The organism is Dechloromonas sp. A34 (genome assembly GCF_026261605.1).
In the GTDB taxonomy this organism is placed as follows: Bacteria; Pseudomonadota; Gammaproteobacteria; order Burkholderiales; family Rhodocyclaceae; genus Azonexus.
The window spans coordinates 499854-516601 of sequence record NZ_CP102486.1 but is presented as its reverse complement, the minus strand read 5'-3'; the positions used below and the strand labels follow the sequence as shown (position 1 = coordinate 516601).

At 54.2% G+C, this 16748-nt stretch carries 13 protein-coding genes and 1 other annotated feature; of the genes, 11 read left to right on the top strand and 2 right to left on the bottom strand.

From position 1 onward, the window contains the following. Window positions 1–35: 35 nt before the first annotated feature. Genes NQE15_RS02595 through NQE15_RS02570 form a run of 6 tightly spaced genes read left to right on the top strand, consistent with a single transcriptional unit; the run spans window position 36 to window position 8461 of the window. Window positions 36–1373: a tyrosine-type recombinase/integrase gene (locus NQE15_RS02595; protein ID WP_265946249.1), complete on the top strand. Its 1338-nt coding sequence runs from the start codon at window positions 36–38 to the stop codon at window positions 1371–1373. Next, window positions 1370–3232 carry a hypothetical protein gene (locus NQE15_RS02590; RefSeq protein WP_265946247.1) on the top strand — a complete coding sequence of 621 codons (1863 nt, stop codon included), beginning with the start codon at window positions 1370–1372 and terminating at the stop codon, window positions 3230–3232. Before NQE15_RS02595 ends, NQE15_RS02590 begins: the two co-directional genes overlap by 4 nt. Window positions 3233–3235: 3 nt before the next feature. Next, window positions 3236–5302, top strand: coding sequence for a hypothetical protein (locus NQE15_RS02585; protein WP_265946245.1), 2067 nt, complete (start codon window positions 3236–3238; stop codon window positions 5300–5302). Beyond that, window positions 5296–5775, top strand: coding sequence for a hypothetical protein (locus NQE15_RS02580; RefSeq protein WP_265946243.1), 480 nt, complete (start codon window positions 5296–5298; stop codon window positions 5773–5775). The genes NQE15_RS02585 and NQE15_RS02580 overlap by 7 nt, the downstream gene beginning before the upstream one ends. After that, window positions 5775–6206 carry a VPA1267 family protein gene (locus tag NQE15_RS02575; protein ID WP_265946240.1) on the top strand — a complete coding sequence of 144 codons (432 nt, stop codon included), beginning with the start codon at window positions 5775–5777 and terminating at the stop codon, window positions 6204–6206. Before NQE15_RS02580 ends, NQE15_RS02575 begins: the two co-directional genes overlap by 1 nt. After that, window positions 6203–8461, top strand: coding sequence for an ATP-dependent DNA helicase (locus tag NQE15_RS02570; protein ID WP_265946238.1), 2259 nt, complete (start codon window positions 6203–6205; stop codon window positions 8459–8461). The genes NQE15_RS02575 and NQE15_RS02570 overlap by 4 nt, the downstream gene beginning before the upstream one ends. A gap of 216 nt (window positions 8462–8677) precedes the next feature. On the opposite strand, the gene NQE15_RS02565 is transcribed toward NQE15_RS02570, so the two are convergent. Next, the gene (locus tag NQE15_RS02565) at window positions 8678–8926 is read right to left on the bottom strand and encodes a helix-turn-helix domain-containing protein (RefSeq protein WP_265946236.1); all 249 of its coding nucleotides are present in this window, start codon (window positions 8924–8926) and stop codon (window positions 8678–8680) included. Between the two features lie 147 nt (window positions 8927–9073). On the opposite strand from NQE15_RS02565, the gene NQE15_RS02560 reads away from it, so the two are divergent. From NQE15_RS02560 to NQE15_RS02540, 5 genes are all read left to right on the top strand, one after another. Then, entirely contained in the window at window positions 9074–9499 is a 426-nt protein-coding gene (locus tag NQE15_RS02560; RefSeq protein WP_265946234.1) for a hypothetical protein, read from the top strand. Between the two features lie 1265 nt (window positions 9500–10764). After that, window positions 10765–11993 (top strand): IS3 family transposase gene (locus NQE15_RS02555; RefSeq protein WP_265941681.1). Its coding sequence is split into 2 segments (ribosomal slippage): window positions 10765–11053 and window positions 11053–11993, totalling 1230 coding nucleotides; the frame shifts between segments, so codons are not numbered across the junction. Then, window positions 11043–11159, top strand: a sequence feature (AL1L pseudoknot). (Overlaps the previous gene by 117 nt.) A gap of 134 nt (window positions 11994–12127) precedes the next feature. Then, window positions 12128–12862: a hypothetical protein gene (locus NQE15_RS02550; protein WP_265946232.1), complete on the top strand. Its 735-nt coding sequence runs from the start codon at window positions 12128–12130 to the stop codon at window positions 12860–12862. Between the two features lie 125 nt (window positions 12863–12987). Further along, the gene (locus NQE15_RS02545; RefSeq protein ID WP_265946230.1) at window positions 12988–13668 is read left to right on the top strand and encodes a hypothetical protein; all 681 of its coding nucleotides are present in this window, start codon (window positions 12988–12990) and stop codon (window positions 13666–13668) included. Further along, window positions 13665–14525, top strand: a complete 861-nt coding sequence (locus NQE15_RS02540) for a ComEC/Rec2 family competence protein (RefSeq protein ID WP_265946228.1) — start codon at window positions 13665–13667, stop codon at window positions 14523–14525. The genes NQE15_RS02545 and NQE15_RS02540 overlap by 4 nt, the downstream gene beginning before the upstream one ends. A 598-nt stretch (window positions 14526–15123) precedes the next feature. Here the strand turns inward: NQE15_RS02540 and NQE15_RS02535 are convergent. Beyond that, the gene (locus NQE15_RS02535) at window positions 15124–16731 is read right to left on the bottom strand and encodes an MFS transporter (RefSeq protein ID WP_265946226.1); all 1608 of its coding nucleotides are present in this window, start codon (window positions 16729–16731) and stop codon (window positions 15124–15126) included. Window positions 16732–16748 lie beyond the last annotated feature (17 nt).

The window sequence follows — 16748 nt, the reverse complement described above, 5'->3', positions numbered from 1 at the left end:
TACTGTTCCCTAAAAAACCTTCAGCTCGCCCCCCTATGAACATCACAGTCGTACGCGCCTTAGCACTGGAAAGCATTGCCGGACTTAGCGAAGCAGAGCTTATGCAGTCCCGCTTGCCTGCAGGTTTCCCCTTCCTGGTCGCTTGCGACACACAGGAGGTCCTTGAGCCTGTTTTCCAGTATCTGTGGGCGCAGCACCGACACCACAGCAAACGCTACGTGGTGAATACTGCTCTGGCAGAGGCCGACGACCTTCGTGACTGGTATCAGTATTTATCGCACTTCAATTTAGCCTGGGACCAAGTGGACCGCGATGACCTTGAGAACTACGTGGAATTAATGCAAACACTGGTAAGTCCTCGCACCAATGAGCCTTATGCCCTCAAAACCGTTCAGCGTCGCATTGGAACGGTGCAGGAGTTTTACCGCTACTTTAATGCACGAGGCCTTACGGCAATCGATGTTGGCGATATCGAAGTTGAAGTTCGTCATGCGTTAGACCAGAACTCGCTTTCTCATATCAGGAGAAAGCGGACATCACGAAGAAACGAAATAATGCCTAAGGGACAGGGAACCATTGACGATGAGGTTCGCGCCTTTAATAAGCGCCAATACCGCTTGCTAGCTCAAGCACTTGGCCCCTTACCAGGACAAGACAGAAATGACCTACGACCAGTCAGAAATCGGCTGTGGGCTGAACTTTGTCTTCATACCGGCATGAGGCCCGACGAACCGACCCAATTGACTATCCACAGCATACTGGACCTAAGCCCTGAGGACCCCGCCAACCTGGCAGGTCTGACCCTCCTGCGAATCGTTGGCAAAGGAAATAAAGCACGCAAGGTTGAGCTGCCCAACGCCGTCCTCAACTGGCTGCACTGGTACATCGACCGCGAGCGGAAGGCCGATATTGCCGAGGGGCGCCGCAGAGGAGTAATCACAGGACGCGACCCTGTAGCCCTGTTTGTGAACAGCTCAGCAGCTGGCCATAACGCGGGAAAGCCTGCCCAGTACGGAAGCTTTCACGATGCGTTTCGCCAGGCAGTAATTGCCGCTGCCGCCGGCGAAGGACAGTCGGCCGGGCTCCTACGAACAGTGACGAAGGTTAATCCCGAGACACAGCAATGCTACACAGAACGTGAACCGGCGTTCTCGCCGCACTGTTTGAGACACACCTACACCGTTTGGAGCTATATGGCCGAAAAGCAGAGTGGTAATCCAGAGCCCTGGAAAAACCTTCAAGCTCGCCTTGGACATGCGTCCATGGAAACAACGATGAACACCTACCTTCGAGTCGCCAATGAGTTTGAAGCGCAGCTTTCAGACCGCGCCGCCGGATACCTAACTGACATGCTCAACATGAGGCCAAAATGACCGATGAAAAAGACAGCAACAATACGCCAAGCCGCTACGCCCAGCTTGGCGTGGACGGAAAACGAAAAGTAATCCCGCTAGGTCTGGCCCAAGGCCCCACTTCGGTAAAGCTAAGCATCAAGCAGACTGACCTTACCCTTGATTTCGTAGGGGACGGGTGGAAAAAGGACTGTTCACACTGGCTGGACTACCCGCAAATTTCTGAAGCATTTGTCTACGCCCTTTGTGAGTACGCCAAGAAGGCCGCAAGCAACAGCGTATTTTGTCGCATCGGCGACCTGGACCGGGGATTGTTTGCCTATCTCAGGCTCACTGCCCCGGAAGGTGAGTCGGATTTAATGAGCATCGACAGGGCTTGGGTTGACGGATTCATCAGGTGGCTCGACCAGAAAACTGTCGATGGCACTCCTGCTAGCCAGACAACGCGCACCATGTTACTTAGCGCACTACGTATCCCGCTGAAAATCCTTGCATCCTCGAAAATCTGGAAGCATCAGTTGGCGCCAGGCATATGCATTCCGACTCACATCTGGGGCGGTAGCTCACGAAAAACCACGCCACGAGAAGTCCTCGACGACAACACCTTGCTGCAATTGTTATTAGCGTCTCAGGACGAAGTCCTGGACACCATGAGGAGAATTAAGGCTGCCTGGGCTGCCATGGATGCACTGGACGACTCTCCGCCGAACCCAACAAAAGAACCAACAACACCGGATGAGTGGCGCTGGCTACATGCCAACCGATATCAGACTTGGATACCAAATTCCGACTGGATTCGGGAAAACGACCGACAGTTGTGGTTGGCCCATCGAAAACTTGGTATGACCTTCACCGAGCTTCGCCACCCTCTCGCGCCATCTTCTCGAGACCTTATCCCGTTTGTGATTCACATGGCATTTCAAACCGCATTCAATCCTGATGACCTGCGGGGTTTAAACCTTAAAGACATTGACTATCCGGACCATTTTGGCGGGAAACGTATCCGACTCCGTCCATACAAAGGCCGTGCCCGACGAATACAAGTTCGCACATTCGCCTTAGGCAACCCCATCGGGCCAGATATCACGGTCTCGTTTGTCACGGAGTGGACCAAAGCCATACGGGTTATTGCCCCCGTAAAGTACCAGGACCGCCTGTTCTTAATGCTGACTCGCAGCGCTGACACCGGCAACGATAATCAAATGCGCAGTTTGGATTATAACGGTGGCACCCTTAAGGCAGCGACACTCTGGTATGCATCATTAGCAGCCTTTCTCAAAGAGCATGGAATCTCTGCTTTGGCACTCGCGCAACTACGCACGACGTCTCTCGACAAAATTCATGAAATGACGGGAGGCAACCTCAAGGCGGTTCAAACGGCAGGTGGCCAGCGCTCTCCTCAAGTTTTGTTGGACCACTACACCTCGGATGCTGCGCGAAAGCGAAACAACGAGGCACTTGCCACCATCATGTTGACTCGGGAGCGACTAGTTCGCACGGAAGGCGCTGCCCCCGACCCTCGCAAGGAGCCATTTGAAGCCGACAAAGGGTGTGCAACACCTGGCTTTTACTGCCTAGACCCTTTTAGCTCTCCGATGCCGAGCGAGATTGACGGCAGGCTTTGCCAAGCTTTTGGTTTGTGTCCACGCTGCCCTCTGGCCTGCATCAATACTCAATCTCCCTACGCGGCAGCTCGCGCTATTCAGTTGCGAGCTGCGGTCATAGCGGCACAGACCACGTTACCACCAAAGCGCTGGCTTGACTGTTGGGCGCACGTCGCCCAACGACTGGATGACTACTGGCTCCTCCTATTTAATGACCCTCGCGTACTGGCTGCCGCTAGTGAGCTGACTTTGTCACCCCTACCCGACTTGGAGTAACCCATGCGTACACGCTTACATTTACTGCCTGATACCGAACGGGCACTAGCACAAGTCTCGTCCCGAAGTCTATGGCACGACGATAAATGGTGGTTCGACAACATTAAAATCGGATTACCTGACCGTGACTCTATGTTTGACTGGAGCCTGCGCATGGACGGCGATAGCACACTGCTTTCACCTCAGTGGAGCCCACTACTGGAAGATTGCCGGAAACTCGTTTGGTCCTTACTCACAGATGCACGCTCCGGAAAGGGATTTGACCCAGTAACCCTCTCTGGCGGCTTTCGGCAACAGCTCAGCAAGCTGCTCCGCTGGATGGCCGTCAGCGGTTATGAATCGTTCTCTCAGCTAGATACTGAAGCAAGCTGGGAATTTCACGACCACTTGTTAGGACTGCTTCGGACAAAGAAATCAGGGGACGTGGCATCGGGTTCATTTCAGTTTGCCCTGCAAATTCTCAGCACCATCTATCGGCAATCGGCCGCACTGAGCGAAGCGAATGTCGCACCAATGCCTGAGAGCCCCTATGACGGTGGCAGCATTTGCAAAGTAGCCAAAACGGCCGCAACAATAGAAAACGGTTGGATTGAACCTTTGCCCGACTGCGTGGCCTTGCGCGTCCTCGGCCAGTGCATGCGCTGGATGGGAACACCTCTTGACGACGTCATTCGACTGCGCGACCTATATTTGAGCTTGGAAGTGTCGAAAGACGTTGGCGTACGAGCCGTCGAGACCGCGCTCAGCGAATTCCGATTCTCGGTGATTCCTGGCGAAAGCGAGCCATGGCGAGACCGCCTCGGCACGGAAGCTGATTACTCTAGAAGCACTGGAGAGGTACGCACACGATTGGATGCCGCGGTGCGGGCCTTGGTTGGACACGCCTCATCGGCCTGCGTGACCCAAATACAAGGCACCACCGGCATTCGAATTAGTGAAGTCGCAGCATTGCGAAGCGGCATCGACGAGGCCACCGGATTACCCTCGTGTGTCTCTATTCAAAAGTCGAAAACCGGGCTCAACGAACTGTTCTTTCTGAACTCCCAGGTTACCAAGATTCACGAGGGTTCAATGATGAACTGGGTGCTGGGGATGCGGCCGGTGGGGTCCTCCTATCTACCACCAGCGGTCACAGCACTTCTGGGCCTGGAGCGTCTCTTCGAACCTTGGCGCACAGGAAGCGACCTACCGTGGCTGCTGGTCACACCAGGAGGCAGACTTAGTTTGTCACGCCAACTAGATATGACCAGCCCCGCCACGCGACGGCAAATTGCCAAGCAGATGAAAAACTTCGTGGGGACTTACGGTGGGCTGGCCGACTTGCCCGACATCTTGCGTACCGCTTCTGGCTCGATAGACATCACCCCATACAAATCGGGCGAAGGTATGCGAACCCACCAATGGCGCAAGACTTTTGCGCTGTATATCCTGCGAACCGACCCTAACATGCTGCCGGCCATTTCCCAGCACTTTAAACACATATCCTTGGCCATGACCGAGGAAGGCTATATCGGCAACGACCCCGAGCTTCTCGATAGCATCGAATCGGTCCGTCGCCAACGAACCGTAAAATTTCTCTTGGAACAGGCCAACAGTAGCACCGTCATTGCCGGTGGGATGGCGGACCTCGTTCGGGAGCATCGAGCGCAGCTTCGCGCCGTCATTGGCAACAGCGATGACGGCACTGCCTTTCAAAAAATGGAAGCCTGGGTCACCGAAGGCGATTTGCGAATCTGGTTTGCTGACCATGGAAAGTGCTTCATGAGCCTAACTCCGGGCGAATCAAGGTGCCACACAATGGGACAGACTAACCCTTGGATAAAGGGAGAGCCGAACTATGCTCAGCGCAACCCTACTGTGTGTAGCGGCTGCAAATGCTTCGCCGTGGACCACGAGCACCTCGATTTCTGGCAAGCCCGCTACCAGAAAAACGCGAGCATTCTGAAGGCTGCTGGCAAAGACCACTTTAAGGAATTCACGGTTGCTCGGGAACGCATGCGGCAATCAGCCTCCATCCTGCATACCCTCGGGGTGCCGGTTGCTGACGCGGGAGCACCAATAAAATGGTGAAAACTCCTATCAGAAACAAAATGGGCACCGGCGTTCCCGCCGAGGATGAAATTGAACAGCATTTCATTGATGCCTTTGCTCGCCTCCAATCTGGTAAGCCCAAAGACAAGGGACTGCAGACTCACGCAAAACGCGGCACCCTACGTATCACCGTAACGAGCGTTGCTAAAGAGGCAGGGCACTCCCGAACGTTGATTGGCCATAAAGGCTGCAGGTACCCGAATGTCCGCGACCGAGTGATGGCCTTGAAGAGCAACCCCGACACACCTACGCGAATGCAGGACGTCGTGACCAAGCGACGAGAGGAAGCCGCCAAGCTACGCAGGCAACTGGCCCTCGCCCAAACACAAAATGCCACTCTCCTTGCGCGAGTTATGGAGCTGAATGCTGCGTTATCCAACCAAAAACGGAAGAGCGAACGTTTACAGAAGGGAAAGCCCACCAACATTTTCGTAATTCCAACTAAGCCCTGATGGCAAACGGTCAGCAGTTGGCGGAGTTGAATGCCAACACATTTTTCAACTGGGTCGCTGGCAAAACCGATGACGACTTTCGTGCCATGGCTAGCCGTGGGGTTCTCTCGCGTACCGAGCTCGCCAAGGAGTGCGGCTTTTCCAAGTCGGCCTTAGCCCAGAACCCGCGCATCAAGGCAGCCCTTCATAAACTAGAAGCGGAACTACGCAATAGAGGCGTTCTCCCTCCTACTGCCGAGCCATCACTCTCGGCAGGAATACCCATGCGCGAGCATGGAAATCTGAGGGCGGCCTTGGATTCTGAGCGGCTAAAACGCATGGAGCAGGAGAACGCCAGCCTGCGGGCCGAGACTGAAGAATTGAAGCGCCAACTCAGCAAATTCACCCTGTTGCGCGATGCACTTTCAATGACCGGACGGCTACCGCGTTGAGTCCAGACCTGCTTCTGCGCGTCACCAGCATTCGAAGCCAGAACCCGACAGGGCTGGGTGGCTGCATCTTCTCGGCAGCCCCGATTACTGAGACAGGCGAGGTCCTAGATGCCCGGCGTTATTACGTGGTTCGCGCAAAAGGGAACCTCCTAGGGGCCACGGCCGTCCAGGTCGGCCAATGGTGGCGCGTCACCGGGAATCAACACTCCAACAAGATTACGGTCAATGGCTACCGAGTCACGGAGGAGCAGATTGAAGCGGACTCCCTCCTTCTCGCGCTACCCTCCGGCGAGCACGTCATTACCTTGATGGCCGACTGTGAAGCATTTCGGGGCATCGGCCGCGTGAAGGCGCGGCGCTTATGGGAGACCTTCCAGGAGCGATTGTATGACGTACTGGACGCCAGCGACATCAATGCGCTTACCACAGTGCTCAGCCAAGAGAGCGCACGCCAAGTGGTTGAAGCCTGGCAAAGCTATGGTGATGCCCGAACATTGCAGTGGCTTCAAACCTACGGTTTTAGTGCCTCAATTGGCAGAAAGTTGCTGGCTTTCTTCGGCCCAGAAACGGCTGATAGCATCGAGCAGGACCCTTATCGCCTGCTAAGCTTCTGTTCTGGATGGGCAGAGACTGACAAGATTGCCCGAGTACATTTCCACATTGCGGAGAATGACCCACGCAGGCTGCAAGCCGCAATTGAAGAAGCGCTCTACCGTTTATTTGGCGACGGCCACACCGTCGCAACCTTACCCATGCTGACAGTTCGCTTGGCTTCTGTTTTGGGTAGCCAACCAAAGGGGTTGCACTGGCGCCCGTTGGTCGCGGAGGCTTTGGCCTCCGGACTCAGCAACGGTAGTTACTTGGTCAGCGCCGACCACACCGTCCATTCAATTGGGCCCTATGTCATGGAAGCCGCAGTCGCCAAAGCATTTGCGAACCGATTGACCTACACCGCGCCGCCATTGCTAGACAGCTATCAGATAGAAGGAATACTGCACGACTTTGAAGGAGAGGAAGGCTACTCGCTGAATGATGAACAACGTGCGGCTGTCGTTGGCGCAGTAATGCACCCGTTGATGCTCATCACTGGCGGCGCCGGCGTGGGCAAGACCACCGTCTTAAAAGCCTTATACAAAACCTACGATGCGGCTGGTATCCGGATAATCCAGATAGCCTTGGCCGGTCGCGCTGCCAAGCGACTCCAAGAAGCCACTGACCGCCCGGCAAACACCCTTGCATCCTTCATCCAGAAAACCTCAGAGAATGACCTAAATGGCCCGACTGTCGTAGTTGTAGATGAAGCCAGCATGGTCGATATCATCACGATGTATCGGCTTTGTGAGCTAATTCCCGAACAGGTTCGGCTGGTGCTGGTCGGCGACCCGGCGCAACTCATGCCTGTTGGCCCGGGCCTTGTTTTGCATGCGTTGGTCGCTGAGCGAGCCATTCCCAGTATCGAACTGACTACAGTGAAGCGACATGGCGGACAAATTGCTGCCGCCGCCCTTTCTATTCGAGGAGGCACCTGGCCTGCACTGACCGACGATGAGCGCGCCCCTATTGCGTTTATCCCCACAGAAACCGGGACGTTCATGCGAGACGGAGAACAGGTGTACCCCTTGGCGAATGCCGTTCTCCAACTCTACCAAGATGCACCGCACGACACCCAAATCCTGGCGGCACGTCGTTCCGGGCCCGACGGCATCCACTATTTGAATAGCATTTGCCAGCTCGACCAGACCGATGGTGCACCTCCGCTTCTGATATGGAACGACGAATTCGACCAAGCTGTTGATACAGGATTTCGATTGGGAGACCCTGTTCTATGCACCCGCAACCTATGGTCCCGAGGGATTCAGAATGGCTCGCTGGGACGCATCGTTGAAATCGAGGCAACTCCTCGACATGTCACCAACGATGCAGGTGAACCGATTGGTCAGGCAATTGGCTGGGTGGAATGGGACGACGGTGAGCGCCGACCGATTCTGGAGGAGATGCTGGACGATTTGGCTCTCGGTTATGCAATTACGGTACATAAGAGTCAAGGCTCACAGTGGCCACGGGTCATCGTGGCTCTTTCTGATAGTCGCCTACTCGACCGGACCCTCATCTATACGGCAGTCACGCGCGCGCAAGCCCAAGTCCTTCTGGTCGGCGACATCACTGCGGCCCGCCGAGCAGTCGAAGCCTTGCCCAAGGCGCATCATCGCCACGTGGGGTTGGGAGGGCTACTGAGACAAGCCCTTAACGCGTGATTTCAAGCGAACATCCTTAATTAGCCATATCCATGGTTTTTGGGCTTGCAGTAAGGGGCACCACTCGAGTGGTGCCTAATATGGTCATTAATGCATAGCAAAGCTCACTGGAAATAAGGTTCTGCCAATACGTGGAGATGGCAACCGCAACCTGCGGAGGCAATATCAAGGGAAGCCGAATCCGATTTCGGTCAATATATTTCTTCTCATTGGCGACTATGCGCTGCTCGCTTGCTCGTCAGTTGCAGCCAAAATTTCTGCTTCTTGCACGAGTTCAGATGCGGTCACCCCCATTGCGTCGGCGATAAGCCAAAGTGTATTGAGGTTCAGCGCGACCTCACTACGTTCTATGCGACCTAACGCATTTCTATGAAGTTTGGCAAATGCAGCTAACTTCTCTTGCGAAATGCTCCTACGCGTACGGGCGTCCCGTATTACAACTCCCAAAGCTTCAATTCGAGTCATGCCTGCTCACCGGTTTTCGGCTGAGTATCAGGCGTATTCCTGTTAGAATCTACACACTGCAGTGTTCCACCATAAAGTGGTCATAACTAATGGGCATGCCTTTAAGTGGCAGAGGCTGGTTCGCCTGGAATCATTGAGGAGCGAGATTTGGAACACAAACCCTTCGGGCATCGCCCAAATCGTTTTCACAATCTCTTTTATGACGGGGATTGGCATACGCAATTGGCTACGGCTCTTATGCTGGCAAAAAAATCAACTGCCTCGCAAGAGTTGGTTGCTGCTATTGAAATCCTTGAGAATCAACTTGCGAAAAATGATGAATGCATTCATACAGTGACTGTCGTTCAGGCGGTACCGTTAGGCATGGAAGCAGCGTTCTTGATGAACTGTATTGAGCAGTGCATCGATGTAGCACCTGCCAATCTTTGTCAGACTTCAACAGGGCACCTTGAGCTAACGATTACTGCGCGTGGGGACCGAAAAGGTGTGCAAAGTATGGCGGCTTCGATTCTTTCTTATGGGGTAGCTCAAGCGAAAGCAATGATTTCCGCATCCAAATGGACATTTAAATGAGCGTGCCGAATGCGTGAATCTTTGTTTGCTTCCTAAGGCATTTGTGCGCATTCGAAACATGACAATCATGAATAGAGTTCCAGATAATTTCCCTCGTGACACCAATCTAAGTTCGGTATCGGGTGTTCAGCCAAAGCTAGCTGTCCGCTTGGTCGAAGGTCGCTACATCGTTGGCCTAACAGAAGAGGAGTTACTTCTACGTTACGAATACTGTTATGACCTCGTTCAACAGCTCGTGGCGTATTGCCAGCGCAAAGCAGATGAACATCCGGAGTGGTCTCACCAAACGACTTTGGAGCGAATGGCGAAGGGGGTAGCCCTGAAGGGGGAATCAGGGGAGTGGGACATTACGGTAGAGGAGCAACAGTGGATGGTTTCCCAAATCAAGCTATTGCTAGGTTGGTAGGTGACAAACGCTATGCCTCTCAATCCTCCGGTCCATTTGGTTGAAAAGCAGATTTTGTTTTGCTATAAATAGCGATGGGACAGGCGGCTGGCACCTCCTGTCTCATCGGGTTGCTTAGACCAAAGCATCAATAGGGCGAATACCAGCACCTTATGGATGTGAAGTATGAATTTTAGTTATTTCCAGGATAGTTCGAGTTTCACCTGATTCAACTCCTTTTGGGAGGCTTCGATTGACTGCAGCGGAGCCTGAAGTTTCTCAGGCAGCAGGCGCCGCCCCGGTCTGCCACCAACGGAGATTGAAACAAATAGAAGCCCTGCATGCGGGGCTTCTTTATGCCCACAATATTCATCGGCTGGCTGAATTTGGAGCATTGCTGGGCTTTCGGCAGGACTCTAGATAGTCAGCTGATGCCGAAAGAATTCATGGGGCATAACCAACCCAGACCTGCCTGTCGACACATCGGAGGTTTGACGGTAGGTATGGTAATCCGGATGCCATCGAGAATGCCTTGAGAACTGAGCGAGCCCCGCTGACCGAGTGGGTGCAGCGCAAGGACTGACCTACCTGCTATACGGTAGGATGAGCAGACTCCAAAAAAGAATGCGCGATAATGCCGGCGTCAATAAAATCCACAGTTCGCCGAATCGAGCTGGTCACTGAATATGAATTGGACGGAGAGTGGGAGAGCCACGGCCAGCAGCTTTCGGTTCAGTTCTTGACTCCCGATACAGCCGTGGTTGTCAGCTCTTCGGGCATTCTGGAAGACTTCCGGTTGCTATACGGCGACTACTTGGTCGTGTCACCATTGAATCGCCCCGGGTTTGGTGGAGGCTCTAACTCTTGAGAAGATAGAGCCATGAAGAAGTCAGTTAAGTTCTCCCCCGAATTTCGTGAGCGCGCCGTGCGCATGGTTGCCGAAAGCCGTGCCGATCATCCGTCGCTGTGGTCAGCCGTTGAATCCATTGCGGTCAAGATCGGTTGCACGCCGCAGACGCTGCTGACCTGGGTGCGTCAGCACGAACGAGATGCCGGCCAGCGCGAAGGGCCGACCACGGCGGACCAGAAGCGTGTCAAGGAACTGGAGCGCGAGGTCAAAGAGCTGCGCAAAGCCAACGAGATCCTCAAGCTTGCCAGCGCGTTTTTCGCCCAGGCGGAGCTCGACCGCCGATTCAAGTCTTGAGGTCTTTCGTCGACGAGCATCGTGCTGCCTTCGGGGTCGAGCCGATCTGCAGGCAATTGCAGATTGCCCCGTCGGGCTACCGGCGTCATGTCGCTCGGCGGCGCAATCCTGAACAGCGCAGTCAGAGAGTGCGGCGTGACGAGGTGTTAGTGCCCGAGATCAAGCGCGTCTGGCAGGCCAACCTGCAGGTCTATGGTGCCGACAAGGTCTGGCGGCAACTGAACCGCGAAGGCATCGCGGTGGCCCGTTGTACGGTCGAGCGACTCATGCGGCGTCAAGGTTTGCGCGGAGTCATGCGCGGCAAGGTGGTGCGCACCACGATCAGCGACAGCAAAGCGGCTTGCCCGCTGGATCGGGTCAATCGACAGTTCAAGGCCGACCGTCCCAATCAGTTGTGGGTCTCGGACTTCACCTATGTCTCGACCTGGCAAGGCTGGTTATATGTGGCTTTTGTCATCGACGTTTTTGCCCGCCGTATCGTGGGTTGGCGAGTGAGCAGTTCCATGCATACGGACTTCGTGCTCGATGCGCTGGAACAGGCGCTGTACGCCCGTCAGCCGAGTCCCGACGAGGCCTTGATCCACCACTCGGACAGGGGCTCGCAGTACGTCTCGATCCGCTACAGCGAGCGACTGGCCGAAGCCGGGATTGAGCCATCAGTCGGCAGCAAGGGCGACAGCTACGACAACGCGCTAGCCGAGACGATTAATGGCTTGTACAAGGCGGAGATGATCCACCGGCGCGCCCCTTGGAAAACCAGGGAATCCGTGGAGCTGGCAACTCTGGAATGGGTGTCTTGGTTTAACCACCACAGGCTGCTTGAACCGATTGGCTATATCCCCCCCGCAGAAGCTGAGGCAAACTACTACAGGCAACTCGCCGATCAGGCCGCCATCGTGGCCTGACTTAAACCAACCGGCCTCCACGGAAACCGGGGCGATTCACCGCTTCACTGAGCAGGCTTAGCGATACTCCGGCTTGGTCTATCAATTGCACAACTGGGGAGACGGGGCGTCGCTACCGGTTCAAGAAGGGGACTATGGGGGACTATGAACTCGGTTATGCCGCTGTCGACGATTTTGGTCTTGCCAGCGCCATGGCTATCTCAGCTGCGTTTCCGGGGGGCGTTGGTCCTCTGACTCTCGCTACAAAGAAATTTCATTGGACGAAACGTAAGCAATGGAATGCCCCCAAGCCTGAGGCGTATCCCCCCCCGTTCAGCCGCTTGCATCTTTACGATGGCGGCCTCTACGACAATCTGGGCATTGAGCCTTTATTCGATGTAGGGCAGCAGTCGCTAAAGGAAGATGAATCGCTGCCGTCTGGCATGACGTACATATTGGTATCTGACGGTGGCGCACCACTTGTTCGTGAGTGCATGCCACACCCGTTAAATCCATGGCGATTTAAGCGTATTGCTGACATTGCGCTTGACCAGTGTCGGGCTCTACGTGTCCGTGCTTTCGTCAATTTCTTGAAGAAACACCCGACGGCAGGGGCCTATGTGGGTATTGGCGCAGCCGCTGAGTCGTCAATCAAACGATTTAAGGCGGGTCGAGAAGTGCTTGCGGAAAAGCTTCTGAATCAAGCCTGGTTGTCCGCCGATGAGGCGAAACGGGCAGCAAACTACAGCACCACGCTTCGCCAACTGAGCGAAGCCACGTTTGACCTCTTGGAACAGCATGGATATGAAACGGCAAAGTGGAACTTAGAAATGATGTCTCACGCGCCAAGCTCCAGCGAGCAGATACGGATGGGGGAGGAAAGACTGTGAAAATTGAGTTGAAGCAAGTCAACAAGTGATTCCGGGCCTCTCAACTCGGCGAGCCGGGGTCTTCCTTTTCGGTCGAGCGGAACAACAAATTGCAGTAATCATGAAGATAAGCAACGGAGCAATGCATGGACCAAAAATTTCCGTTTACCAGCTATGACTTCTGGGCCTATCTGAGTTCCGGCTTCATGCTTCTCTTTGCGGTGGACCAGGCCGCCGGGATGAACCTGCTGATGCGTGACAGTTGGACCGTGGTTCAAAGTGCTATCGCAATATCATTGGCTTACACGGTGGGCCAACTCGTGGCCAGCTTATCTTCGTGGCTCTTTGAGAGGGGCCTCGTGGGCAAGCTACTTGGCTACCCTAGAAACGTGTTATTCGGGCAGAACAAGGCATGGCCATGGGTTCAAGGCCTACTGCCAGCCTATTTTGCACCACTGCCTCCAGCGACACAGAAGGCCGTTCTGGAAAAGAGCGGAAAAGTTGGCATCAGTATGCCCGGAGAGGCACTGTTCTGGCCTGCACATGCGGCTGGTCGGGCAACGCCAGCAGTGGCTGCGCGTATGGACAACTTTCTCAATCTATATGGTTTTTGCCGCAACACTGCCCTAGTCGGAGCTGTAGATGCAGCCATCCTCTACGCTTCCTACCTGCAGCCTAAAGGTCCTCAGGAGCACCTACTTTGGGCACGTATTGCACTTTTCATCGGCCTAGGTATGACGCTACGTTACTTGAAGTTTTTTCGACATTTTGCGCTCGAGGTCTTTACGAGTTACGCCTATAGCAAAGAGCTGGAGAAAAAGCCGTGAAAATCGACATAGATAAGGGGCTCCTTCAGTTTTTTAATGTTGACCATGGGGCCTGCTCTCTGCTGACCCTGCCAACACCTGAGGGCAACAAGTACGTGCTCATTGATTGCGGGCATTCTTCGAACTACAAAGGTACCCCTTGGTATCCCGCAGAGTATCTTCTTCAGAACGGTATTGCACACATTGACCTGCTAATCGTTACGAACTTCGATGAGGACCACGTAAGCGGGGCCCCCAATATGGTTGAGAAGGGCGTCACTGTAGGGTGCATACTCGGCAACCCGACAGTTCCGCCCGAAGCCATCGAACACCTCAAATCAGAGGATGGCATGGGTAATGGTATTCGTGTCATTGTGAACAGTCTCTCCGAAAGACGAGACAAAGGAACGAAGCAGGAGCCGCCCAGCATCCCCGGGTTGAATCTGTCTTGGTTCTGTAACCCATGGCCACACTGGGACACAGAAAATAACCTGTCGCTTGTGGCACATCTTTCAATCCATGGCTACAACTTCCTATTTACAGGGGACATGGAGCGAGATGGATTTGAGAATTTACTGCGATACCAGCCGTTTGCTAGCCTCATGAAAGAAATCAATGTACTGGTGGCGCCACACCACGGGCGAGAGAACGGTGTCTGCAAAAAACTGTTCGAGGAGTACGGTTGCCGCCCTTCGCTGATAATTATCTCTGACAGCGCCAAACAGTATCAATCACAAGAAACCGTTCCGTACTACCAATCCAAGGTGCTCGGGGTGCAGGGTTTCCGCGAAATAAAAGGAACACGATATGTATTGACCACACGCCGCGACGACCACTTCTACTTTTCGTTCGATGGAAGCAACTGCTTTGCGCGGTGATAGGAGGGTCCGTCCAAATAATTTCACTTCCATCTAAGGTCGTTACTACACAGATGACCGAAGCCCTTTAGGTCAAGAAAAGGCCCTTGCCAGAAGGGCATCAAAGGCGGCGTGCGCCTTGGCGGTGGCGAAGTTCAACATCCAAGTGGCCCAGCCGCGCTTTTGAAATATTCGGCATCAAGCCCGCCGAACCGCTAGCAAGTTTTTGTGATTTGCTCTCGCTTTGAGTGCATCGACAGCCCCCCCACTGATAAATCGAGTGAAGCCGTTTGGCATTGGCAATATTCGAGCGAAAAATCAAATCTGGAAGCAACATCCGTCCATTGGCAAATTGAATATCTGCTGCCGTTCCACCATCTCATAGGTGTTTTTCCTGCTGAACAATACGTCCCCAGCTCGAACCTCCGAACGCGGATTAGGGCTAGTCCCGACCGGCAATGTTTTGTGCTCCGACTCCCGATAGACAGAACCTGACAGCGCACTTAGCTTCAGAACTCCCCATTCATCTCCCTATTTATTGCGCTTAAGGATGGCGCGAAAAAAACAAGTTCAGGGGCCCGATAAGAGCATCCTGCCCTACGAACGTTCCCTCCTGACCTCATTTGCTCAACAACCCCTGTACCGCACCCTGTAGCTCCGCTATCGAAACATCTGCGCCCATTGGAGCCCCAACGTTTGCAACGACCTTACGCCCAGGCCGCGACCGGAATATGCGGTTAGCAATGGAAGTTCCATTTCGCGAAAACGGTGACTCCCATAACCCTGAAAGGCCAACAGGAATAACGGGTACAGGGCACCTATCCAGCATCTTACGAATACCTGGCTTGAATGCACCCAACGCCCCATCACGAGTCAGAGAACCCTCAGGGAAAACGCAAACCAATTCACTATTCTCAAGAGCCGCTTGGACTGCCTCCAGCCCCTTCGCCAGCGTCTCCGGGTCATCTTTAGCGGAGGCGATGGGAATCGCATTGACCTGTCTAAACAGCCAAGACAGCACGGGCACCTTGAAGATAGCGGCGTCCATTACGAACCTGATAGGCCGCGGGCTAATGGCGCTCAACACCAAGGCATCAACGTAAGCAACATGGTTTGGCGCAATTAAGGCAGCCCCTTGTTCAGGCACGTGTTCGTGGCCAGTCGTTTTCACCCGATAGATTGAATGGACAATCACCCAGCTGACGAATCTCCATAGGAACTCAGGTACGGTCCGGTAGATATAGATTGCAACCAAGGCATTAAGACCAGCACAAATAAGGATAAGGCCTGGCACATCTACTCCCGCCGCCAACAACACGCCAGACATTCCGGCAGCACCGACCATAAAGACCGCGTTCAGAACGTTATTCGCACTTATTACCTGCGACTGCCGCTCTGCCGCCGTCCGGAGCTGCACAAACGCATACAACGGCACTATGAACAAGCCACCAAAGACACCAACCAGCGCAATGTCCAGTAGGACCCGTACACTTCCAGATAAGGCCAGATACTGCAGCCAGGTCAGTACCTCTGTACTGCCCGATGCCGCGACCGTCGAGGAAAAGCCCGAAGCCGAAAACGCGAGGTCTGCTGTGAAAATAGACAAGCCAATCGAGCCGACCGGCACCAGCCCTATCTCAACTTGATGATTAGACAGACGCTCGCAAAGTAGCGAACCGATGGCGACGCCAATGGAGAACACCGCCAGAAGCATGGTAACGACAGAAGTATCACCATGGAGCAGGTCCTTACCAAGGGCTGGAATCTGCGAGAGAACCACCGCACCGATGAACCAGAACCAGGATATGGCCAATAGACTGTTCCACACGCCCTTGCCTTCGTTGCGTGCAAGCTTCAAAGTCGCCAGAGTTTCCCTGACAACACTAAAGTGCAACTTCAGATTTGGCGCAGCCTCACCTGTTGCCGGGACAAACAAGCTAGAGGCGAGCCCCAATAAGGCAACACTGGTAAGCGAAATCGAGAGCCATAAGGGATTGGTTGTTACTGCAGCCAGTACACCGGCAACCAAGGTTCCACCAAGGATGCTCAGGAATGTACCCATCTCAAGAAGGCCATTCCCGCCGGTTAGCTCATCTTTGCTTAGCACGCACGGCAGCAACGAGTATTTGGCTGGCCCGAAGAATGCCGAGTGGCAGCCCATGAGGAAAATTGATGCCAGCAACAGCGGCAAACTCTTCATGTAGAAACCTGCGGAGGCAATTAACATGATGCCCACCTCCGCCA

Bases quoted from the DNA above. Each gene is read 5' to 3' on its own strand.
- NQE15_RS02535 (WP_265946226.1), bottom strand. From the start codon at position 16,731: ATGTTAATTGCCTCCGCAGGTTTCTACATGAAGAGTTTGCCGCTGTTG.
- NQE15_RS02565 (WP_265946236.1), bottom strand. From the start codon at position 8,926: ATGACTCGAATTGAAGCTTTGGGAGTTGTAATACGGGACGCCCGTACG.
- NQE15_RS02545 (WP_265946230.1), top strand. From the start codon at position 12,988: ATGGACCAAAAATTTCCGTTTACCAGCTATGACTTCTGGGCCTATCTG.
- NQE15_RS02550 (WP_265946232.1), top strand. From the start codon at position 12,128: ATGGGGGACTATGAACTCGGTTATGCCGCTGTCGACGATTTTGGTCTT.
- NQE15_RS02575 (WP_265946240.1), top strand. From the start codon at position 5,775: ATGGCAAACGGTCAGCAGTTGGCGGAGTTGAATGCCAACACATTTTTC.
- NQE15_RS02590 (WP_265946247.1), top strand. From the start codon at position 1,370: ATGACCGATGAAAAAGACAGCAACAATACGCCAAGCCGCTACGCCCAG.
- NQE15_RS02585 (WP_265946245.1), top strand. From the start codon at position 3,236: ATGCGTACACGCTTACATTTACTGCCTGATACCGAACGGGCACTAGCA.
- NQE15_RS02595 (WP_265946249.1), top strand. From the start codon at position 36: ATGAACATCACAGTCGTACGCGCCTTAGCACTGGAAAGCATTGCCGGA.
- NQE15_RS02580 (WP_265946243.1), top strand. From the start codon at position 5,296: ATGGTGAAAACTCCTATCAGAAACAAAATGGGCACCGGCGTTCCCGCC.